Here is a 20914-nt window from a genome sequence, read left to right as displayed (position 1 = left end):
TCAAAGTACCTTTGCCCAATAACCCTCAGTGCTTTTATTAAGAGCTATCCGACTGTAGATAGTTCAGCGTTGAACTTTTATAGTAAAATGAAGTTGGGGCGACTAAAACGTAAGCCTTATTTTTCAAGTATAGCTTCTTGAGAGTAAGTACCATCTACATACCATCTAAAATGGTACCGTTAAAGCGCACCGGACTTTAGTCTTAATAATAAGAAATACCAACTTGATCTATATTAATAATAAAGTTAGTGCTTTACTTATACATGTGTCTTAAATTGCTAGCTATCGCATCTTTTATAGTCCCTTAATTGATGGTGGTATTATATTGAAGTTAATCTGGGCTTTATATGGGTAACCAGCTCAACCATAAGTTACACTTTTAAATTAAGGTATTTATAGCACTATTTCTGGACCTTTCTGTAACAGGGAAGATTAGTAAGAATTAGATAAAATACCAAGGCAATATTTTTGTCATTAGATGTTCTAAATAACACCTTGTTTATAAACCCTAATCTTTACGCATTATGTTTTTAAGTATCATTAGATTTAAAGACGTGGTTCCTCTGGGTTGTATTAGGCGTATTTTGTCTATGATGATTCCGAAAACTTACTGATATCCGGAACTAATATTCCTCACTACAAGCAATTAAACTAAATGCACACCTAAAAAGCAAAAACCTAAAATGGATTAAACTTTCGTACAAAAGCCGCTTAGATCCAAGTTAGAATAACCAGGGTATTTAGCGTTTATAGAAACTGGATAGGGATTCTAAAAGAGTATTCTATAATTCCTATTTTCCTAGATCAGCTTACTCTGGAGAAACTACTATAGTATTTGTATGCACTACTTAAGATGCCTTCAATATAGAGATATCGTTAGTCAGTCCACGCGTGGCGATATTAAGTATATTTCCGGTATCTCGATTCGAGAATACGAGAGTCCATAAGCGACTGGATGGTGTTTATACATTCTTAGAATAGCCGATTTGGACAACCGTTTCCACTTATAACAACAAGGATTGTGATTTTAGTCTTGGAGACGTTTAGTATTATGCGTAGATAAAATTTCTCTAGCTCTACAAGTGAACAATCCTGTAAATAATCTAACACTATATACTAACATTAGTAGAGGCGGGCGGCATACATATCTGATATCTGCCGCCCGCTCCTAGCGGAATCAAAAATTGATGAGAGTCATGAAAAGTGACCTAATATCGCACGATATTTATATAATACATACCACCAATACTGGCGCGGCTAAATAAAGCGCGCCCGTATTCTGACACCTAGAGGTTGTTTTGAACGAAAAGCACGATCCCGATTCTCCTGAGTCAGGTCTTATCCGTGTGCCGGCCGCTTGTGATCACGATATAGGCCAGTGCTCATTGCCGGTACCACTAACCGCAGAAGTTGAAGATGGTGAGGGACGTCCGCGGCGCGGTTTACGGCGGGGGCTACGCAGCTTAATGGCTCGTCGGCGCGCGGTTACAAAGTTAAAAGCGACCGTAGCTGTTGATACTTCCTCCAAAACAGAATCACTAGATAGCAGAGTATCTCGTATACGCATTCCTTTTAAGGATACTGCTAATATAAATCAAGGTAAAATCTCTAAAAGTAATAGACCTGCAGCGCCAGTAGGTACTCCTCAGAAAAGAGCCGTGCGCACCGACGCCGCATTCACCTATGTTATATCGCCCGCATTCGACGCAGATAACACTCATGCAAACAGTACGCCCGCTATTAAGCGAGTTTTATCAGCTGAAGATGATGCACCAAAGCTACACAAGGTATTAGCCGAAGTCGGCATGGGCTCGCGTCGCGAAATGGAGGAACTAATTGTTGCTGGGCGCGTATCGGTTAATGGCGAGCCAGCTCATATCGGTCAGCGGATCATGTTAACTGATCAGGTGCGCATTAACGGCAAGTTAATTAAGAGAAAGCTACCGCATAAGTTACCACGCGTGTTGATCTATCATAAACCAGCAGGAGAGATTGTCAGCTATTCAGATCCGGAAGGTCGTCCATCTGTATTTGATAAGTTACCAATGATTAAAGGGGCAAAATGGCTAGCTATCGGCCGACTAGATTTTAATACTGAAGGATTATTATTGCTTACTACATCCGGTGACATCGCGAACCGATTTATGCATCCGCGCTACCAAGTTAAGCGAGAATATGCAGTTCGAGTCATCGGCGAATTAACGGAGCATGCAAGGAAAAAAATACTAAGCGGAGTTGAGCTAGATAATGGTCCAGCACGCTTCCTACATATTCACGATGGCGGTGGCGAAGGCGTTAATCACTGGTACCATGCTGCGCTTTTAGAAGGTCGAAACCGCGAAGTACGTCGCATATTTGAGGCCGTAGGTTTAACTGTCAGCCGGCTTATACGAACACGCCATGGACCAATCGTTCTACCACGTAGTCTTAAGCGTAGTAGATGGGAGGAGCTAGAGGATAAGCGGGTGAGATCATTAATGCTAGCCGTTGGATTGAAAGATCCAAGCGAAGACAAAGGAGAGGGTAGTAAAGTGATGTCACGTCGTCAACCAGATCCGATGAAAACAGCAATCGGCTATATCGGGTATGATACACCGGGCCCGCAGCGGCGACTAGGCTGCAGCACGGGTAGCGGTATGAACTGGAGTTCACCTCAGACACGAGTGCCTGGATATACCGGATTTTCTAGTATACGCGAGTATACCAACATCAAAGAGAGGAGTTCTGGTAACCGAGACATTAATGGAAACCAAACATTAGAAAAAGATACCTTAAAACATAATATGCTTGATAGGCGAGATTCAATAATGCCACATCAAGATAGTCTAGATCAGAAGCGCGGTGTGCCTAGAAGACGCCCTCGTAGCCGCTAAACGTGCACTCCTAGAACCGTTCTGTATGCGAAACGCAGTATCTCAATACAGATATACTTTATGCCCTTTGCTTTATAACATACGGCTATGCTTTTCTGTGTAAATTGCGGGTCGCCTAGAAAAACACTATACTTAATAAAGTGTGTTATTAAACGCTTGTTATTTAAGGTGCGGCTTCAGGGCGTAACCACCAGTAAAAATGGGGCGTTTTAACGCCCATTTTTACTTTTTCTGCTGTGTTACGTTGCCATAAAAATAGCTGAAATTCTACTGCGCAATACCGCTGTTTATGCGCCTTGCTTTTCGGGAGGGCATAATTAATCGGAGAAATAGGAAACTGGTGCGCGTGTTGCGCGCGGTCCGTACTGCATGAGGGCAAACAACATGCAATTGTCGGAACTAATTGAAAATAGTGTTACCGGACTCGGATACGAGCTTGTTGATTTAGAGCGGTCGGGACGCGGTATGCTGCGTGTGTTTATTGATCAACCGACGGGCATTTCGATCGATGACTGTCAGAAAGTGACGCGTCAGCTTCAGCGCGCGCTTACCGTTGAGAATGTTAACTATCAACGTCTCGAAGTTTCGTCGCCGGGTTTAGATCGGCCTTTAAAGAAAAAGGCAGATTTCCAGCGTTTTGCTGGTAATAAAGCAATGGTGACCCTTAAACATCCATTTGATCATAGGAGATCGTTTTGTGGCATCTTACGTGCGCCTAATGGAGATACAATAGGTCTAGAGGTTAAAGGAAAAAACGGCCCAATAAGACTCGACTTTACGCTCGCTGATTTGGACCGTGCTCGTCTTGTTCCGCAAGTCGATTTTAGGAGCCGAAAATAATGAGTCGCGAAGTGTTGATGCTGGTAGATGCGCTGGCGCTCGAGAAAAACGTCAACACGGGTGTAGTGTTTTCTGCGCTCGAGGCAGCGCTCGCCTCGGCTACGAAGAAGCTCTTCGATAAAGATGTGGACATACGCGTGTCAATCAATCGTGAGTCTGGTGAACATGAGACTTTTCGGCGCTGGCGAATCGTGCCGAACGAGTCTGGTTTACAGCAGCCAGATCAAGAAATACTTCTTTTTGAAGCACTTGAACAGGATGTAAATGCACAACTAGATGGTTATATAGAAGAGCTTATTCCATCGATCGAATTTGGTCGAATCGGAGCGCAAGCGGCCAAGCAAGTCATTCTTCAAAAAGTGCGAGATGCTGAGCGAGAGCAGATCTTAAACGATTTTCTTGAGCGCGGTGAGAAGATAATAAGCGGCCTAATTAAGCGACTCGAAAAAGGCAACTTAGTTGTTGAATCTGGGCGAGTTGAGGCGTTATTGCGCCGAGATCAACTAATTCCCAAAGAGAATTTTCGCATAGGAGATCGCGTTCGTGCATATATCACTAAAGTAGATCGCGCAGCTCGAGGGGCGCAGATCGAGCTCTCACGAACGACTTCTGAATTTCTTATAAAGTTGTTTGAACTTGAAGTACCAGAGATTGAGCAGGGTCTGCTAGAAATTAAGTCAGCAGCGCGTGATCCAGGTATCCGGGCAAAGATCGCAGTGGTAGCCTACGACAAGCGAATTGATCCAATAGGAACCTGTGTCGGTATTCGCGGTTCACGAGTGCAGGCGGTGCGTAACGAGTTGGCTGGCGAGAACATTGATATCGTGCTATGGTCAGTAGATCCTGCACAGTTCGTTATCGGAGCCCTTTCACCAGCCACTGTTCAATCAATTGTTGTTGACGAGGAAAAGCATGCGATGGATGTCGTCGTCGACGAAAATGAGCTAGCTATCGCGATTGGACGCAGTGGCCAGAATGTACGGCTTGCTAGCGAGCTAACTGGTTGGCAGATTAATATCATGACACCAGATGAGTCGGACGAGAAACGCTCTCAAGAGCACAGCGTGCTGCGAAACCTATTTATAGAGCGATTAGATCTTGATGAGGAGGTTGCCGATATTTTAATCGATGAAGGTTTTACAAGCCTCGAAGAGATTGCATACGTTCCTCTCAACGAGATGCTGGAGATTGAAGCGTTTGATGAAGATACGGTGCGCGAATTACGAAATCGCGCGCGTGATGCGCTGATGACGATGGCTATCGAGAATGAAGAAAAAGTTGAAAACGCATCACCCGACCTAACGAGTCTGAATGGAATAGACGGGAATCTCCTTGCTACTCTTGCTAAACACCAGATATATACGCGTGAAGAGCTAGCTGAGTTAGCTGTCGATGAATTGGTCGAGATAACTGGCTTAAAAGAGGAGTCCGCGAAAGCGCTAATCATGAAAGCGCGTGAACACTGGTTCCAGTAACAAGCGAGAAGCAGCGCTATGATGGCATATTAAATTACTGCGGCCTAATAAGCCGCAGTAAGATACTACCAACTGCGAAGACCTTTGTCTTTGCCCTAAGAGGGATGAATGGCGAGCAATAACGTAGCTCAATTTGCCGCGGAACTAAAGATGCCTGCAAGCCTGCTGCTCGAACAGCTTCAAGCTGCGGGTATGCAGAAAGCGAGCGCCGACGACGTACTGTCCGAAGCAGACAAAGCCCGTTTGCTAGATCACTTGCGCAAGTCGCACGGCAGTGCTGATACTGATAAATGTAAAATTATGCTAACGCGCCGTCAGACGTCGGAAATTAAACAAGCTGACGCAACTGGCAAGGCTCGACTAATCCAGGTCCAAGTCCGAAAAAAGCGAGTTTTTGTCAAGCGCGATGAGCCGAATGCCGGAGCGCTAAATAGCGCAGATAAAAATCGTGCGAGTGCTGAACTCGAACAACGTGAGAAGCAAGCAAATCCTGCAGCCGAAGTATTAGTAGCTCGGCAAGAACTTAAATCGCGTGAGCAGAAAGAGCGTCTTGAGCGCGACGAAGCAGCTAAAGAATCTAGGCGTGCTGCTTTAGCTGTCCAGAAAATAGCTGAGCGGCAGCGAAATTACGATGCGCAATACCACCGGGCTAGTCAGTCCGCTGACAATACTGCGCATGCAAACAATGAGCAAAGTTCTGAAAAAAAGATAGCAGACGGCACCCGAGCTTCGGCTGAAAAGCCTCGCCTACAGCAGGAGATTATTCGTAAGCGGCGAGAAGCAGCAGAAGCTGAAGCACAAGCCATCCGAAAAATGATAGCAACACCACGCAAGGTAATGACTATCAAGCCTCCTGAGCCGCTAAAACCAGTCGAGCGCATTAAGACTCCTGAAGCAAAAAGCACGCTGCATAAGCCTGCTAAGCCATCGTCTGGCACAAAGAAACCGATATCAGTATCTACAGCTACTCCATCCGGCGAAAAGAAAAAAATTCCGAATAAAAGCAGCTGGCAAGAAGACGCCGCGAAGCGGCGCGGCATCAAGACACGAGGCGATTCAAGCGGTGGTGTTGATCGTGGCTGGCGAGGTAGTCCACGTGGTCGTAGCAAACATCAGGATGTACATACAAATTTTCAAGTTCCAACTGAACCAATCGTTCGAGAAGTACATGTGCCCGAGACGATCACTGTAGCTGATCTCGCACACAAGATAGCTGTTAAAGCCTCTGAAGTCATTAAAGTAATGATGAAGCTCGGTCAGATGGTGACAATTAATCAGGTTCTAGATCAAGAGACTGCAATGATAGTTGTCGAAGAGCTAGGCCATCATTCAATTGCCGCGAAGCTAGATGATCCAGAAGCACTGCTCATCAGAGGCGAAACGGTCGATGTTGAGATGCTTCCGCGTCCACCAGTTGTTACTGTAATGGGGCACGTCGACCATGGTAAAACGTCATTACTCGATTATATCCGTAATTCAAAAGTTGCTTCTAGCGAAATAGGCGGTATTACACAGCATATTGGCGCTTACCGTGTCGAGACATCACATGGCATGATCACGTTCCTTGATACACCAGGCCATGAGGCATTTACCGCCATGCGTGCAAGAGGTGCAAAATCAACCGATATCGTAATTTTAGTAGTCGCGGCAGATGATGGTGTAATGCCTCAGACGAGAGAAGCAATTTCGCATGCTAAGGCTGGCAGTGTGCCCATTATCGTAGCAATTAATAAAATTGATAAGCCTAGCGCAGATCCAGATCGAGTAAAACAAGAATTAATCTCAGAAGGTTTAGTGTCAGAAGAATATGGCGGTGATTCGCCGTTCCTCGAAATATCTGCTAAAACAGGGCAGGGTATTGATAATCTGCTTGAAAATGTGTTGCTTCAAGCTGAAATTCTCGAATTGAAAGCGCCTATTGAAGCGCCTGCTAAAGGCATTGTAATCGAAGCGAAGCTAGATAAAGGAAAAGGCCCAGTCACCACGATTCTAGTACAGTCAGGCACGCTATCACGTGGTGACGTTGTACTAGCGGGCTCTGCTTATGGTCGTGTGCGAGCAATAGCCGATGAGTTTGGTAAAGCAATAAAATTAGCTAAGCCATCGACCCCGATCGAGATTCAGGGACTATCAGAGGTACCTCGTGCGGGTGAACCAGTAATTGTTCTGCCGGATGAACGTAAGGCTCGTGAGATTGCTCTGTTCCGTCAAGGTAAGTTCCGCGATGTAAAGTTCGCAAAGCAGCAGGCTGAAAAACTTGAGAGTATGTTAGATCAGATAAATGCTAGCGAAGTACAAAACCTACCGCTGATCGTGAAGGCTGATGTCCGTGGCTCACAGGAAGCGTTAGTGAACGTACTACAAAAACTATCGACCGATGAAATACGTGTTCAAATTATACATAGCGCGGTAGGCGGCATTAATGAAACAGACGTGAATCTAGCAACCGCGTCTAAAGCTATCATAATTGGCTTTAATACACGCTCAGATATTCAAGCTCGAAAGCTAGCCGAAACCAATGGCGTTAATTTACGGCACTATAGCGTTATATATGACGCTATAAATGAAGTGAAAGCTGCGATGTCCGGCATGCTAGCACCAGAAAAATTCGAGACAGTTATTGGTATGGTTGAGGTACGGCAAGTTTTCAGGGTGCCAAAAGTCGGTGCAGTCGCGGGCTGTATGGTAATAGACGGGCTTATTAAGCGTATCGCATTAGTGCGGGTTTTACGCGCCGGTATAGTAATTTATACCGGTGAGCTTGATTCGCTTAAACGCTTCAAAGAAGACGTAAAAGAAGTAAAGCAAGGTTTTGAGTGCGGCTTATCACTGAAAAATTTTAACGATATCCAAGAAAACGATCGAGTTGAGGTATTTGAAGTTACTGAGCTGGCAAGATCTGTAATCTAATTATCTTCGATAGAGCGCATGCCGCTCAGCTCAGTCTTCTCAGTCTTTTTTTATAAACAGGTTGATTCATGCTAAATAAATCTAATAGCAGAAATCGAAACGTGCGGATCGCCGATCAGATTAGGCGTGATTTAGCAGAACTAATGACATCCGAAGTGAAGGATCCTAGAATTGGTCTAGTAACGATCCAAGCTGTTAAACTAACACCGGATTATGCACATGCAAAAATATTTTTTACGACTCTCACTGGAGACCCAAAACAAACAGAAGTAGCACTTAACCACGCAGCTGGGTACTTGCATAACTTATTATTTAAGCGTCTACATATCCATACTGTACCAAAGCTGCACTATATATTTGATAAGTCAATTGAGAGAGCCATAGAAATATCACGGTTAATCGAAGAGGCAAATAAAACGAGCGCTTATCAGAACTAATCCCGTGGGAAACAACCATACCAATATAGTATATAAACTTGATCCAACGTCGAACAGTTTAGTCTCTAGCCCTATCGATGGCGTATTGCTATTAGACAAGCCAATAGGACTTTCTAGCAATTACGCTTTAACATGTGCTAAGCGCCTGCTGAAGGTAAAAAAAGCTGGACACACTGGCACGCTAGATCCCCTTGCGTCCGGTCTATTGCCATTATGTTTCGGAGAGGCGACAAAGTTTTCGCAAAATCTTCTTCATGCAAATAAAACCTATGATGCGACACTAAAACTAGGCGTATCTACGACAACTGATGATGCAGAGGGTGAGGTATTAAAGACTCGGCCTGTTACATGTGATCGTATCGCAGTGCATTCAGCGCTTATGGCATTTCGTGGTCCAATTATGCAAGTGCCACCAATGTATTCAGCGCTTAAACGTAATGGAAAACCGCTTTATGTGTATGCTCGGGCAGGTCACACGCTCGAGCGTGAGGCCCGTTCAGTAACGATCTATGCATTAGAGTGCATCACTTGTGTTTTAGGGGCAGTAGCGTCCATAACAATCCGCATTACGTGTAGTAAGGGAACTTATATTCGCGCCCTTGCCAGGGATATTGGAGAAATTCTAGGTTGTGGAGCACATTTAGCAATGCTACGGCGCACTAGTGTTGGCGAATTATCTTTAACGGATGCAGTAACATTAAATAGGTTATCTAATCTAGATAGACAACAACGTTTATCATATCTTCAGCCGATCGATGCCTTATTATCAAAATTTGAGTTAATTAATCTAGATAATGAGATGGCCAAGCGCTTTATAAACGGGCAGAGATTACGCTTAGCTAATAAACCAAGTGTTAGCGAAAACGATAGGGTAAAGGTATATAACTCTGATAAGAATCGATTAATTGGAATTGGCCGATGGCAGTCTGGCGTTCTATTTCCAGAGCGCTTACTTTCTACCTTCCGCTATTATTAACACTGATTTTTATCATTCATGATCTAGTAGCATACTGCGGTTATTTAACTAAGACTATTTAATCCATGTAATATACATGAAAAGAAAGATTAAAATAATCTACAATCAGTTATATGCGCTAATGCAGCGGGTAAAATTCTGTCTAATGCTTATACTGTATACCACTACACGGTAGTGCTAATATTATTTATTATTTTAATAAATAATATATGTTGTTTTAATGTCGGTCTAATACATGACATATATGGCTATATATGCTCTATCTTCCACTTCAGCTTAATTTCTAAATTAGCGATCAGTGTAAGCACTATGCATATCTAGTGATTTCTGACTCTCCTAAAATTAGGATAGTAGTAAACCATAAAGGTACTGTGCAGCCTTAATATATTAACTAATGCGTATTTATTTAAGCTAAACTGGCTCGAAGTGCACGTCAATTCTAATATAGATATAGAGATATTATTCTAATGAATGGAATACCATAAACGAGACGTCAGTTCACTTATGTGAAGTATCTTACCGGAGGCTAAATATTAGCCTGTAGGCAGTATGTTATAAGTGTTTTAAGTAAGTACTTATATACTCTAGTCATGTTATACGTGTTTAAGTACGCTTCCGATATACTGCTCTAGATTAGAACACATCAAATAGTGGCTTAACTTATCTTATACGCGCACTAAATCAAATTAACTTTGATAGATTTCCTACAAATAGCACTAGGTCTTAAAACCCCTATGCATAAGAGTAGCTAGTAGCTGAACGTACGAGTTAATTTAGTTTAGCATTGACTAGCTATACTATACTCAGCATAACACCATGCATTAGTATTCAAGGCTATCAATAAGGTTATGTGAACATAATATTAATGCATTAATATTTCAGGGATACGGGATCCTAGTAAGAAACTTACTGTTTTAAATTTCAGCAGGGTACTGCCCGTCAAATATCTAAGGTTAAAGCGAAGATCCAACTTGAATCTAGTAGATAATAGCTTTTCTAGGGCCTCTAGCCTTAGCTAAAAATCTCAAAATCGAACTCGACGGCTTAAAAATTCCTATAAGAACCAATCGTTAATTTCATTGATATAGCCTATTCCAGCATTTTTATATGTTTTCTAATACTAGACTAGCATCTTATAAAAATAACCAAAGGTCCTAATACTGTCAGTAATTAGATGTAATATGACCTAACTCGCTAGTACCTACTCCCTTAACTTTACTAAAATAGATTACGCTCGATCCGCTATACGTTCTATTGAAACTTATTAAGATAAAGCGATGCCTCTTTTGAGTAACAATCGCTCCCCACCTAAGTAATAATCTAAGCAATACATTATTAGCATCTACCAAGATAATGTAGTTTCCTTATTTCTTAGTTTAAGGAGAAACATGAGTGCCGCTTGCGCATATCGCATGCTAAGGCGTGATAAAATAGATAGTATTAAGCTTAATGCTTTCACGTTTTCCTTTCACGCTTTTAGCGGATGCAGAGTAATCCCCTGGGCTATGTATAACCTGCTTTTAGCTGTTCGGCGTACTTTTTATAACGCACTGCGTTCAAAAATATCCCTATGACACGTCCGATCCGCAATATCGCTATCATTGCACACGTTGACCATGGTAAGACTACACTTGTAGACCAACTACTTCGGCAGTCCGGCGCATTCCGTGAAAACCAACAAGTTGCTGAGCGTGTAATGGACTCACATGACATTGAGAGAGAGCGTGGTATTACCATTCTCGCGAAGCACTGCGCCGTTGAATATAAGAATACACATATTAATATTGTTGATACGCCGGGGCATGCCGACTTTGGAGGCGAAGTCGAGCGGGTGCTATCAATGGTCGATTCGGTACTGCTTCTAGTTGATGCGGTCGAAGGGCCAATGCCGCAGACGCGCTTTGTCACGAAAAAGGCCTTAGCACTCGGGCTTCGGCCAATTGTAGTTGTTAATAAAATTGATCGTCCAGGAGCACGACCAGATTGGGTAGTGAATCAGACATTTGATTTATTTGATAAATTAGGTGCAAATGACGAGCAGCTCGATTTTCAGGTGGTTTATACATCAGCACTGAATGGTTATTCTAACTTAGATACTAGAGTTCACAATGGAGATATGCGTCCCTTATTTGAAGTTATACTTCAATATGTTCCAGTGCGCAAGACAGATCCCTGCTTGCCACTGCAGTTGCAGATTACATCACTAGACTATTCAAGCTATGTTGGGCGCATTGGGGTGGGCCGAATTACGCGTGGGCGCATTAATTCTGGCCAGATAGTCGTAATGCGTTTTGGCCCTCAGGGCGAGCCATTACACCGAAAGGTTAATCAGATTCGAGTCTTTAAAGGTTTGGAGCACGTGCGGGTTACTAGTGCTGAAGCTGGCGATATTGTATTAATTGACGGCATTAACGATATTGGTATCAGTGCAACTATTTGCTCATTAGATGCACCGGATGCATTGCCAATGATTAAGGTAGACGAGCCGACTTTAAAGATGAATTTCTGCGTGAATACCTCGCCGTTAGCAGGTAAAGAAGGCAAGTTTATCACAAGCCGTCAGCTCCGCGAGCGATTAAATCGGGAGCTAACTCTTAATGTTGCGTTAAGGGTTAGAGATACCGCTGATGAAACAGTATTTGAGGTATCCGGACGCGGCGAGCTGCATTTAACTATCTTAATTGAACATATGCGTCGCGAAGGTTATGAACTTGCAGTATCGCGTCCGGGTGTAGTGACTCAAGAGATAAATGGTATCAGGCATGAACCGTATGAGCTGCTAGCAGTGGATCTTGAGGAAGCGCATCAAGGTGCAGTGATGGAGGAAATTGGTCGCCGAAAGGGCGAGCTAATTGACATGACGCCTGATGAACGCGGTCGTACGCGATTAGAATATCGGATTCCAGCGCGTGGACTTATCGGATTTCAAGGTATATTTCTTACTCTGACGCACGGAACTGGCCTGATGAGCCATATCTTTGATGCGTATGAGCCGATGCGTGAGGGTATGATTGGTGAGCGGAGAAACGGGGTGCTAATTTCGCAGGATAATGGAGATGCTGTTGCGTATGCGCTGTGGAAATTGCAGGAGCGTGGACGCATGTTTGTCTCGCCAGGCGATGCGCTGTACGAGGGGATGATTATAGGTATTCATAGTCGCGAGAATGATCTAGTAGTCAATCCAATTCGTAGCAAGCAGCTAACTAATGTACGCGCGTCGGGAACCGACGAAGCGGTTCGTCTTATTCCGCCGATCCAGTTGACGCTCGAGTATGCAGTCGAATTTATTGATGATGACGAGCTAGTCGAGGTCACGCCAAAGTCGATCCGCTTACGAAAGCGATACCTAAAAGAGTACGAGCGCCGGCGTGCGAGTCGTTCAGTGGCAGTAGAGTAAATGTGTTGCAATAGCGCCATTGCTGGGCAGTAAAGCGCGGCGATACTAGTACTGTATTTCGAGTCTGGCCTACTGTGTATAGGCGTTAATGCGCTTTGCACAGGTAAATAGCTGCAATATGCTAAACGTGATAAGCTTCTTCTATGAGTTTTTGAGTCCTTCCAAGCCAACTTGATTCGCGCAATCCGCTACACGGTCAGGCCGTAGCGCGGAGGGTTTTATAACCCGCTATTTCTCGAAAAACTCGAAGAAAGGTGAGCTTCAAAATGAAGAGGCAATTCCAGCTAAACTCGTATTTGTTTGGCGGCAATGCTCCATACATAGAAGAGTTGTACGAAGCATATCTCGATAACCCGGCATCTATTCACGAGAATTGGCAAAACTACTTTGATGTATTGCGAAATATGCCATCTTCAGATGGCCAGAATTCAAATGATGTGGCACATGCACCAATCATTGAGTCTTTCGCCCGGCGAGCTAAAAAAAATGCATTTATTTTATGCAGCGATAATAACAACCTATCTACTGCACGACAGCAGGCCCACGTTCAATCACTAATCGACGCCTATCGTTTCCTCGGATCGCAATGGGCAAATATCGATCCCTTGGAACGACGAGAACGCCCGCATATTCCCGAACTCGAACCTGTATTTTACGGCTTTACCGAAGCTGATATGGACCAAATTTTCCATGCAGCGAACCTATATTTCGGCTTCGAGCAAGCATCGTTGCGTCATATCGTACAAGCGCTACGTGATACGTATTGCGGTACGATTAGCGTGGAGTTTATGTATATTAGCGACCCTGAGCAGAAACGATGGTGGAAGGAACGGTTAGAGTCTACGCATTCAACACCAAATTTCTCCGATGGCAAAAAAAAGCATATTCTGAAGCGCTTAACCGCAGCCGAAGGCCTAGAGCGCTACTTACATACTAAGTACGTTGGTCAGAAGCGTTTCTCGCTTGAAGGGGGGGAAAGCTTTATTGCGGCAATGGACGAGGTTGTACATCATACGGGCGGTCAAGGTGTACAAGAGATTGTGATCGGTATGGCTCACCGCGGTCGACTGAACGTGCTTGTTAACACGCTCGGCAAGACACCAACAGACCTATTCGCCGAATTTGAAGGTAAACACGTCGACGGTTTACCTGCTGGCGATGTAAAGTATCACAAGGGTTTTTCATCTGATGTTTCGACAGCCGGCGGTCTTGTGCACCTATCACTAGCGTTTAACCCCTCTCACCTAGAGATTGTTAATCCAGTAGTTGAAGGCTCAGTAAAGGCGCGTATGGACCGCCGTAATAATCTAAATGGTTCACAGGTCTTACCAGTTCAAGTTCATGGCGATGCAGCTTTTGCTGGCCAGGGTGTGGTAATGGAGACACTGAATCTGGCGCAAACACGCGGCTATGGTACTTGTGGCACGCTACATATCGTTATTAATAATCAGATTGGATTTACTACATCCGATCCGCGAGATACACGCTCGACATTGTATTGCACCGATGTTGTAAAAATGATTGAAGCGCCGGTACTGCATGTGAATAGCGATGATCCAGAGGCAGTTGTATTTGCCACACAACTTGCAATCGATTTCCGCATGAAGTTTCATAAAGATGTCGTGATTGATATTGTCTGTTTCCGTAAGCTTGGTCATAATGAGCAGGATACACCAGCAGTCACTCAGCCTCTGATGTATAAAAAAATTATGCAGCATCCCGGTGTGCGGTCGCTATATGCAGAAAAGCTGATAACGCGGGGTGTGATCGATGCCGATGAGGCTAATCGGTATATAGAGACATACCGACGGGCAATGGATGAAGGGCATCACACAATTGACCCAGTACTCTCAAACCACAAGAGTAAGTACTCGGTTAACTGGTTGCCGTTCCTAAATAGAAAGTGGACTGATGCGGCAGATACTACTGTATCGTTAGATGAGCTTAAGCGTCTAGCTGAAAGGATCGTGACAATCCCCGAGAACTTTAAGCTCCACCCGCTGGTAGAGCGGGTGATTAATGATCGTCGTAAGATGGGAGCCGGTAAGCAACTGCTAGACTGGGGTATGGGTGAACATCTCGCATTTGCATCGCTAGTCGCCTCTGGCTATGCAGTTCGATTAACTGGGCAAGACTCAGGCCGTGGCACATTTACACATCGCCACTCAGTACTGCACGATCAGAATCGTGAACGCTGGGACGGTGGCACATATATTCCACTGCAAAATGTTGCGGATGGACAAGCAAGCTTTACTGTTATTGATTCGGTACTGTCAGAGGAAGCGGTACTTGGCTTTGAGTATGGATATTCAACAGCTGAACCGAATACGCTAGTAATATGGGAAGCTCAATTTGGTGATTTTGCTAATGGCGCCCAAGTTGTTGTTGATCAATTTATCTCGTCTGGTGAAGTTAAGTGGGGTCGTGTATCAGGGCTGACCATGCTATTACCGCATGGCTACGAAGGACAGGGTCCAGAACACTCGTCAGCGCGCATTGAGCGGTATCTGCAATTGTGTGCGGAGCACAATATTCAGGTTGTGCAGCCGACGACGCCAGCACAAATGTTCCACTTACTGCGACGCCAGATGATCCGTCTGTTCCGAAAGCCGTTGCTTGTGTTGACACCGAAGTCATTATTACGTCACAAGGAAGCACTATCTCACTTATTCGAATTGGCAAAAGACAAGTTTTATCCGGTACTTGGCGAGATAGATTCATCGATTGACCCTCAAAAGGTTAAGCGCGTTCTTATTTGCTCAGGCCGCGTCTACTACGATCTTATTGCCTATCGCCGCGAGGAAAAGAGAGATGACGTAGCTATATTACGTATAGAGCAACTGTATCCATTCGCTTACAAACAGTTAGAAGATGAGCTAAAGAAGTACGATAACGCGACTGAGGTGGTCTGGGTACAGGATGAACCACAGAATCAAGGACCTTGGTTTTATATTAAGCATCGCCTCTCCGAAAGTATGCGAGACGGTATAAGGCTAGCGTACAGCGGTCGGCCAGAGGCCGCATCGCCAGCAGTCGGTTATTACGCGAAGCATTACGAGCAGCAAAAATCTTTAGTTAAAGGTGCGTTTGACCAACTTAAAAGCGCGACGCTTATAAAGTAACTATACAAAGATGCAGCGAAGAGAGAGTCGCCGAGTCTCGGCACCTGCTCGCCTTATACGTATTCAGGATAATAACAATGGCTATTATTGAGATTAAAGTTCCGAGGCTTTCGGAATCAGTATCTGAAGCTACGATGCTCGGCTGGAAGAAACAACCAGGAGAAGCAGTTGTACAAGATGAGATACTGATTGAAATTGAAACAGATAAAGTTGTGCTTGAAGTACCTGCTCCAGCCTCGGGCATACTTTCTCAAATAATCAAGCACGCTGGTGACACGGTTATCGCCGATGATGTAATTGCGCAGATTGATACAGAGCTTAAGGCTAATACTGCAGTAAGCCCTATAGCGACTAAAAATATCTCTGCAGAAGATAGCAAAGCAAAGTTTATAGGGCAAACTTTGCCCATCCATGCATCATCGTCACTTAGTAGTGTAGCCTCACCAGCTGCTTCGCAGCTGCTTAGGGAAAAAAACTTAAGAGCAGATCAGCTAACAGGAACTGGCCGGGGCGGGCGGGTGACTAAAGGCGATGTCCTGTCAACCAGTGAAATACCACTAGATGCTGCATTACCGCAAGTTGATGAATCGTACGCGAATTCTTGGATAACGGATCGTCCAGAACAGCGGGTGCCAATGTCACGGCTTCGTGTACGAATCGCTGAGCGCTTACTGGAGTCGCAACAGACTAATGCAATTCTGACTACATTCAATGAAGTCAATATGGCGCCGGTTATTAATCTGCGGAGTAGGTATCAGGATTGCTTTATAAAAGAACACGAAGTAAAACTGGGCTTTATGTCCTTTTTCGTGAAAGCAGTCGTGCATGCTCTACAGAAGTTCCCAATTCTGAACGCCTCAATCGATAAAAACAATATTGTTTACCATGGCTACTTTGACATTGGCGTCGCCGTCGGCTCGCCGCGCGGCTTAGTTGTACCTATCCTGAGAAACGTAGATCAGATGGGTTTTGCCGACATCGAGAAGAAGATTTCTGAGTTTAGTTCGAAAGCCCGAGACGGAAAATTATCAATCGAGGAAATAAGCGGTGGAACGTTCTCAATATCGAATGGCGGCATATTTGGCTCAATGCTATCGACACCGATTATAAACCCGCCGCAATCGGCAATCCTTGGTGTTCATGCGACAAAAGAGCGGCCGGTTGTTGAGAATGGCCAGATCGTGATTAGGCCAATTAACTATCTTGCATTGTCATATGATCACCGGCTCATCGATGGCCGAGAGGCAGTACTCTCGCTTATCGCTATAAAAGAAGTTCTGGAAAATCCAGAGCGATTACTACTTAACATTTAAGTAAAAATTTTATGGAAAAAGAATTTGATGTTATTGTGATTGGCGCGGGACCCGGTGGCTACGTTGCGGCAATCCGTGCTGCACAACTTGGTAAAAGCGTTGCTTGCATCGAGAAGTGGAAAAATCCAGCCGGTGAACTTAAGCTCGGTGGCACTTGTCTGAATGTAGGTTGTATACCCTCAAAGGCACTACTAGCCTCGTCCGAAGCGTTTGAGACTGCTTCGCGTCATCTTCGCGATCACGGAATTCTAGTATCAAATATAAAAATTAATATCGCACAAATGCATGCTCGCAAAGATACGATCGTTAATAAGATGACTAAAGGTATTGAGTTCTTATTCCGCAAGAATAAAATTACTTGGCTCAAAGGGCATGGAAGTTTTACGGGTAAGACGAATACGAGCTATCGGCTTAATATAGCCGGTGAAGACAGCTCGGAGTTCGTAAGCGCTCGTGATGTAATTATTGCAACCGGGTCGAAGGCGCGCCACTTACCATTTTTGAAAGTAGATAATCAGATTATTGTAGATAATGAAGGTGCATTGACATTTAACTCAGTGCCTAAAAAGCTTGCAGTAATTGGAGCGGGCGTTATTGGGCTAGAACTAGGTTCTCTATGGAGGCGTCTTGGTGCCGACGTTACGGTGCTCGAGGCTGCTCCATCCTTTCTTAGCACCGCTGATCAGCGAGTAGCCAAGGAAGCCTGGAAACAATTCGCGCAGCAGGGATTAAAAATACACTTAGGTGTACAGATCGACAAAGTGCAAGTAATTGATAATACGGTAACGATCTTATATTCATACAAAAATGTTCATGCTCAGAAGCTTGAAGCCGACCGATTAATTGTATCTATTGGTCGCGTCCCAAATACCGATAATCTTGGACTTGAAGCTATTGGGCTAGCGGTTAATAACCATGGATTTATAGACGTTGACCATTGTTGTCGTACTAAACTGCCTGGCATCTATGCAATTGGCGATATAGTACGTGGCCCAATGCTTGCTCACAAAGCTGAAGATGAAGGCGTACTAGTAGCTGAGATAATAGATGGACAAAAACCGCATATCGACTATAACTGTATTCCATGGGTTATCTATACAGAGCCTGAAATTGCGTGGGTCGGCAAGACCGAATCTCAATTAAAAGCAGAGGGCCGTCAAATCAAGAGTGGAGAGTTCCCATTCATGGCCAATGGCCGTGCATTAGCCATGAATCATAGTAATGGCTTCATAAAAATGATCGCCGACGTGAATACAGACGAACTTCTTGGTGTACATATTGTAGCCGCAAACGCGTCTGACCTGATCTCTGAAGCAGTTGTTGCAATGGAATTTAGAGCTTCGTCGGAAGACATCGCGCGAATTTGCCATCCGCATCCGTCGCTTTCCGAGGTAATGCGAGAAGCGGCGCTAGCCGTGGATGGGCGAGCATTAAACATGTAATAAAATGTCGCCTGCAAATATAGGCGTCAAAATAGAGCGAGCGATACCTGCCTATTTTCACTGATGAATATTACTGAATACTGTACAAAAGAACTAGCTGCACGAGGCTATAAAGCTGATATAGCTCAACAACAAGCAATCAGCCGGCTACAGCGTTGCTGTGATGCCTGGATGTTCTATACAGAACAGCGTTCCAATGTGCTTACAAAATGGATTATCCAACCAAATCTGCCTCCTCAAGGAATTTATATGTGGGGCGGCGTTGGACGTGGCAAAAGCTTTTTAATGGATGCTTTTTATACTGTCGTGCCGGTACAACGAAAAATACGGTTGCACTTCCATGAATTTATGCGAGAAGTACATCGTGAGCTCAAGAACCTAAAAGGTCGTGTCGATCCGATAGATGAACTTGCGAGATTAATTGCGAAGCGTTATCAATTTATTTTCTTTGATGAGTTCCATATCTCAGATATCGCCGATGCAATGATCTTATATATGTTGCTGTTAAGGCTATTCGATAGCGGTGTACAGTTCGTGATGACCTCTAATTATAAACCCAGTATGATATATCCGAATGGTTTACATCGAGATCGTGTATTACCTGCGATCGATTTAATTAACGAAAGGCTTGAGATATTAAGCGTAGATGCAGGCACTGACTACCGCCTCTGTACGACAGAACAGATGCGCGCGTATTATACCCCGTTAGGCATTCATGCCGATGGACTACTGAATTCTGCGTTTACCCAGTTGGCTATAGTACCAGATAATAACCCAGTAGTGTATGTTGAAAAACGGGCAATCAAGGCGCTCCGTCGAGCTAATGGTGTTGTTTGGTTTGATTTTTCGACGCTATGTGCTGGACAATATTCTCAAAATGACTACCTAGAATTAGCGACACGCTTTCATACAATTATTTTATCAGATGTTCCTCAAATGACAATATATATGGTGTCTGAGGCACGACGCTATATGTGGTTAATTGATGTACTATACGATCATAAGATCAAACTACTGATGTCTGCCGCTGTTCCTGCTAAACAGCTTTACATTGAAGGGCTGATGGCTAATGAATTCGAGCGGACCGTATCACGTATTATCGAGATGCAATCGCAAGAGTATCTTGAAGCACCACTACGCTTTGGAAAAAGATTGTTGACATAACAAAAATCCTAGGCTTTGTTAGCTTATATAGCGCACGCCTACCTAGTAGGCTTCATATAAATGCTAATCAGCATATCTATATACTAACTAGTAAGTTATATAGTATCTCCCGCTAGAAGCATCGCTTTTTATACAACCTATAAGAAACTATATAATATAGAATCGAGCTTCTAGCCGCTGGGCACAAATCGTGTTTCACGTTTTTGGTGTTTTCTGTTTCCTTTATTTATAATATATTCCATTCTTTTAACTGCTCGCTATAATCATTATCTATTTTTTAGCTTTCTTGCTTTATAGAAATATGTACGTAGAAGACTAGACTAGTTATTCTAGGCAAGATTCTTGATTATTTTTCTATCCTAAAACACATCATCATTCCACATTCTGTATGTATGTTTATTGCGATTGTAGTATAAAATTACAGGGGGGTTATAATAATATATTCCCTACTATTATTGTAGCTATGCCTTTTTAAATACAGATAAACCTGTTAACTGAACTCAGTTTCCAATATTCCTTATCTAGTTTAGATATTACCAGATAAGTATCTCGCTCAAGCACGGTAGACGAAACCCAAAGATCAGGCTAATACACAGTTTAAGTGTAGCAAGTCAATAATTTTAATTACAAAGAGTTATAGATTCTGCATCTAATCGATTATTCGAATTAATAGCTTCCACTGAAGTATAAAACTAGGTCTTAAGCTACCATAATTTTTATTATCTGTTCCTCTTAACTAGTATTAAGAGGCTGTAGTTTTATGTGCTTATAGCCCCCCCCGATTTACTACTTTAGTATTAGGAGTCTGTAGTCTATAATTAGTATAAATCCTACTTTATATTAACTAGATATAAGCTAGACATATATGTCTAGCTTATACAGTATTTTATAGATTATGTAATAATACTATCGCTAGTATAGGAAAGCTGGGAGAGTTATTTAATTAAAGATAAAATGCACTTTGC

At 43.6% G+C, this 20914-nt stretch carries 11 protein-coding genes; all 11 read left to right on the top strand.

The annotated features are described in order from the left end of the window. Nucleotides 1–1298 precede the first annotated feature (1298 nt). The 11 genes from KW136_RS03065 to zapE all read left to right on the top strand — a co-directional run bounded on the left by KW136_RS03065 (nucleotide 1299) and on the right by zapE (nucleotide 19949). Nucleotides 1299–2873 (top strand): pseudouridine synthase, encoded by a 1575-nt coding sequence (locus tag KW136_RS03065; RefSeq protein ID WP_420885622.1) that lies wholly within the window; start codon nucleotides 1299–1301, stop codon nucleotides 2871–2873. A gap of 384 nt (nucleotides 2874–3257) precedes the next feature. After that, nucleotides 3258–3713: a ribosome maturation factor RimP gene (gene rimP, locus KW136_RS03060; protein ID WP_216797068.1), complete on the top strand. Its 456-nt coding sequence runs from the start codon at nucleotides 3258–3260 to the stop codon at nucleotides 3711–3713. Beyond that, complete coding sequence (gene nusA, locus KW136_RS03055) at nucleotides 3713–5188, top strand: transcription termination factor NusA (RefSeq protein ID WP_216797067.1); 1476 nt, start codon at nucleotides 3713–3715, stop codon at nucleotides 5186–5188. Before rimP ends, nusA begins: the two co-directional genes overlap by 1 nt. Before the next feature lie 108 nt (nucleotides 5189–5296). Further along, nucleotides 5297–8098, top strand: coding sequence for a translation initiation factor IF-2 (gene infB, locus KW136_RS03050; protein WP_216797066.1), 2802 nt, complete (start codon nucleotides 5297–5299; stop codon nucleotides 8096–8098). A 68-nt stretch (nucleotides 8099–8166) separates the two neighbouring features. Next, nucleotides 8167–8535: a 30S ribosome-binding factor RbfA gene (rbfA, locus tag KW136_RS03045; protein ID WP_216797065.1), complete on the top strand. Its 369-nt coding sequence runs from the start codon at nucleotides 8167–8169 to the stop codon at nucleotides 8533–8535. Nucleotides 8536–8560: 25 nt separating this feature from the next. Beyond that, nucleotides 8561–9511: a tRNA pseudouridine(55) synthase TruB gene (gene truB, locus KW136_RS03040; protein ID WP_216797462.1), complete on the top strand. Its 951-nt coding sequence runs from the start codon at nucleotides 8561–8563 to the stop codon at nucleotides 9509–9511. Nucleotides 9512–11081: 1570 nt separating this feature from the next. Next, the gene (typA, locus tag KW136_RS03035; RefSeq protein WP_216797064.1) at nucleotides 11082–12908 is read left to right on the top strand and encodes a translational GTPase TypA; all 1827 of its coding nucleotides are present in this window, start codon (nucleotides 11082–11084) and stop codon (nucleotides 12906–12908) included. A 266-nt stretch (nucleotides 12909–13174) separates the two neighbouring features. After that, nucleotides 13175–16030: a 2-oxoglutarate dehydrogenase E1 component gene (locus KW136_RS03030; protein ID WP_420885621.1), complete on the top strand. Its 2856-nt coding sequence runs from the start codon at nucleotides 13175–13177 to the stop codon at nucleotides 16028–16030. A gap of 77 nt (nucleotides 16031–16107) precedes the next feature. Then, on the top strand, nucleotides 16108–17343 hold the full coding sequence (gene odhB / locus KW136_RS03025; protein WP_216797060.1) for a 2-oxoglutarate dehydrogenase complex dihydrolipoyllysine-residue succinyltransferase: 1236 nt from the start codon (nucleotides 16108–16110) through the stop codon (nucleotides 17341–17343). Between the two features lie 11 nt (nucleotides 17344–17354). After that, a complete protein-coding gene (gene lpdA / locus KW136_RS03020; RefSeq protein ID WP_216797058.1) occupies nucleotides 17355–18785 on the top strand; it encodes a dihydrolipoyl dehydrogenase in 1431 nt (476 codons plus the stop codon). A gap of 63 nt (nucleotides 18786–18848) precedes the next feature. After that, nucleotides 18849–19949 (top strand): cell division protein ZapE, encoded by a 1101-nt coding sequence (gene zapE / locus KW136_RS03015; RefSeq protein ID WP_216797056.1) that lies wholly within the window; start codon nucleotides 18849–18851, stop codon nucleotides 19947–19949. The last annotated feature ends 965 nt before the right edge of the window (nucleotides 19950–20914 follow it).

This window comes from Candidatus Vallotiella hemipterorum (assembly GCF_910593725.1).
Lineage (GTDB): Bacteria > Pseudomonadota > Gammaproteobacteria > Burkholderiales > Burkholderiaceae > Mycetohabitans > Mycetohabitans hemipterorum.
The sequence above is the reverse complement of the archived record's forward strand: the minus strand, read 5'-3'. Positions and strand labels throughout refer to the sequence as shown.

Bases quoted from the DNA above. Each gene is read 5' to 3' on its own strand.
- infB (WP_216797066.1), top strand. From the start codon at position 5,297: ATGGCGAGCAATAACGTAGCTCAATTTGCCGCGGAACTAAAGATGCCT.
- rimP (WP_216797068.1), top strand. From the start codon at position 3,258: ATGCAATTGTCGGAACTAATTGAAAATAGTGTTACCGGACTCGGATAC.
- zapE (WP_216797056.1), top strand. From the start codon at position 18,849: ATGAATATTACTGAATACTGTACAAAAGAACTAGCTGCACGAGGCTAT.
- rbfA (WP_216797065.1), top strand. From the start codon at position 8,167: ATGCTAAATAAATCTAATAGCAGAAATCGAAACGTGCGGATCGCCGAT.
- odhB (WP_216797060.1), top strand. From the start codon at position 16,108: ATGGCTATTATTGAGATTAAAGTTCCGAGGCTTTCGGAATCAGTATCT.
- nusA (WP_216797067.1), top strand. From the start codon at position 3,713: ATGAGTCGCGAAGTGTTGATGCTGGTAGATGCGCTGGCGCTCGAGAAA.
- KW136_RS03030 (WP_420885621.1), top strand. From the start codon at position 13,175: ATGAAGAGGCAATTCCAGCTAAACTCGTATTTGTTTGGCGGCAATGCT.
- typA (WP_216797064.1), top strand. From the start codon at position 11,082: ATGACACGTCCGATCCGCAATATCGCTATCATTGCACACGTTGACCAT.
- lpdA (WP_216797058.1), top strand. From the start codon at position 17,355: ATGGAAAAAGAATTTGATGTTATTGTGATTGGCGCGGGACCCGGTGGC.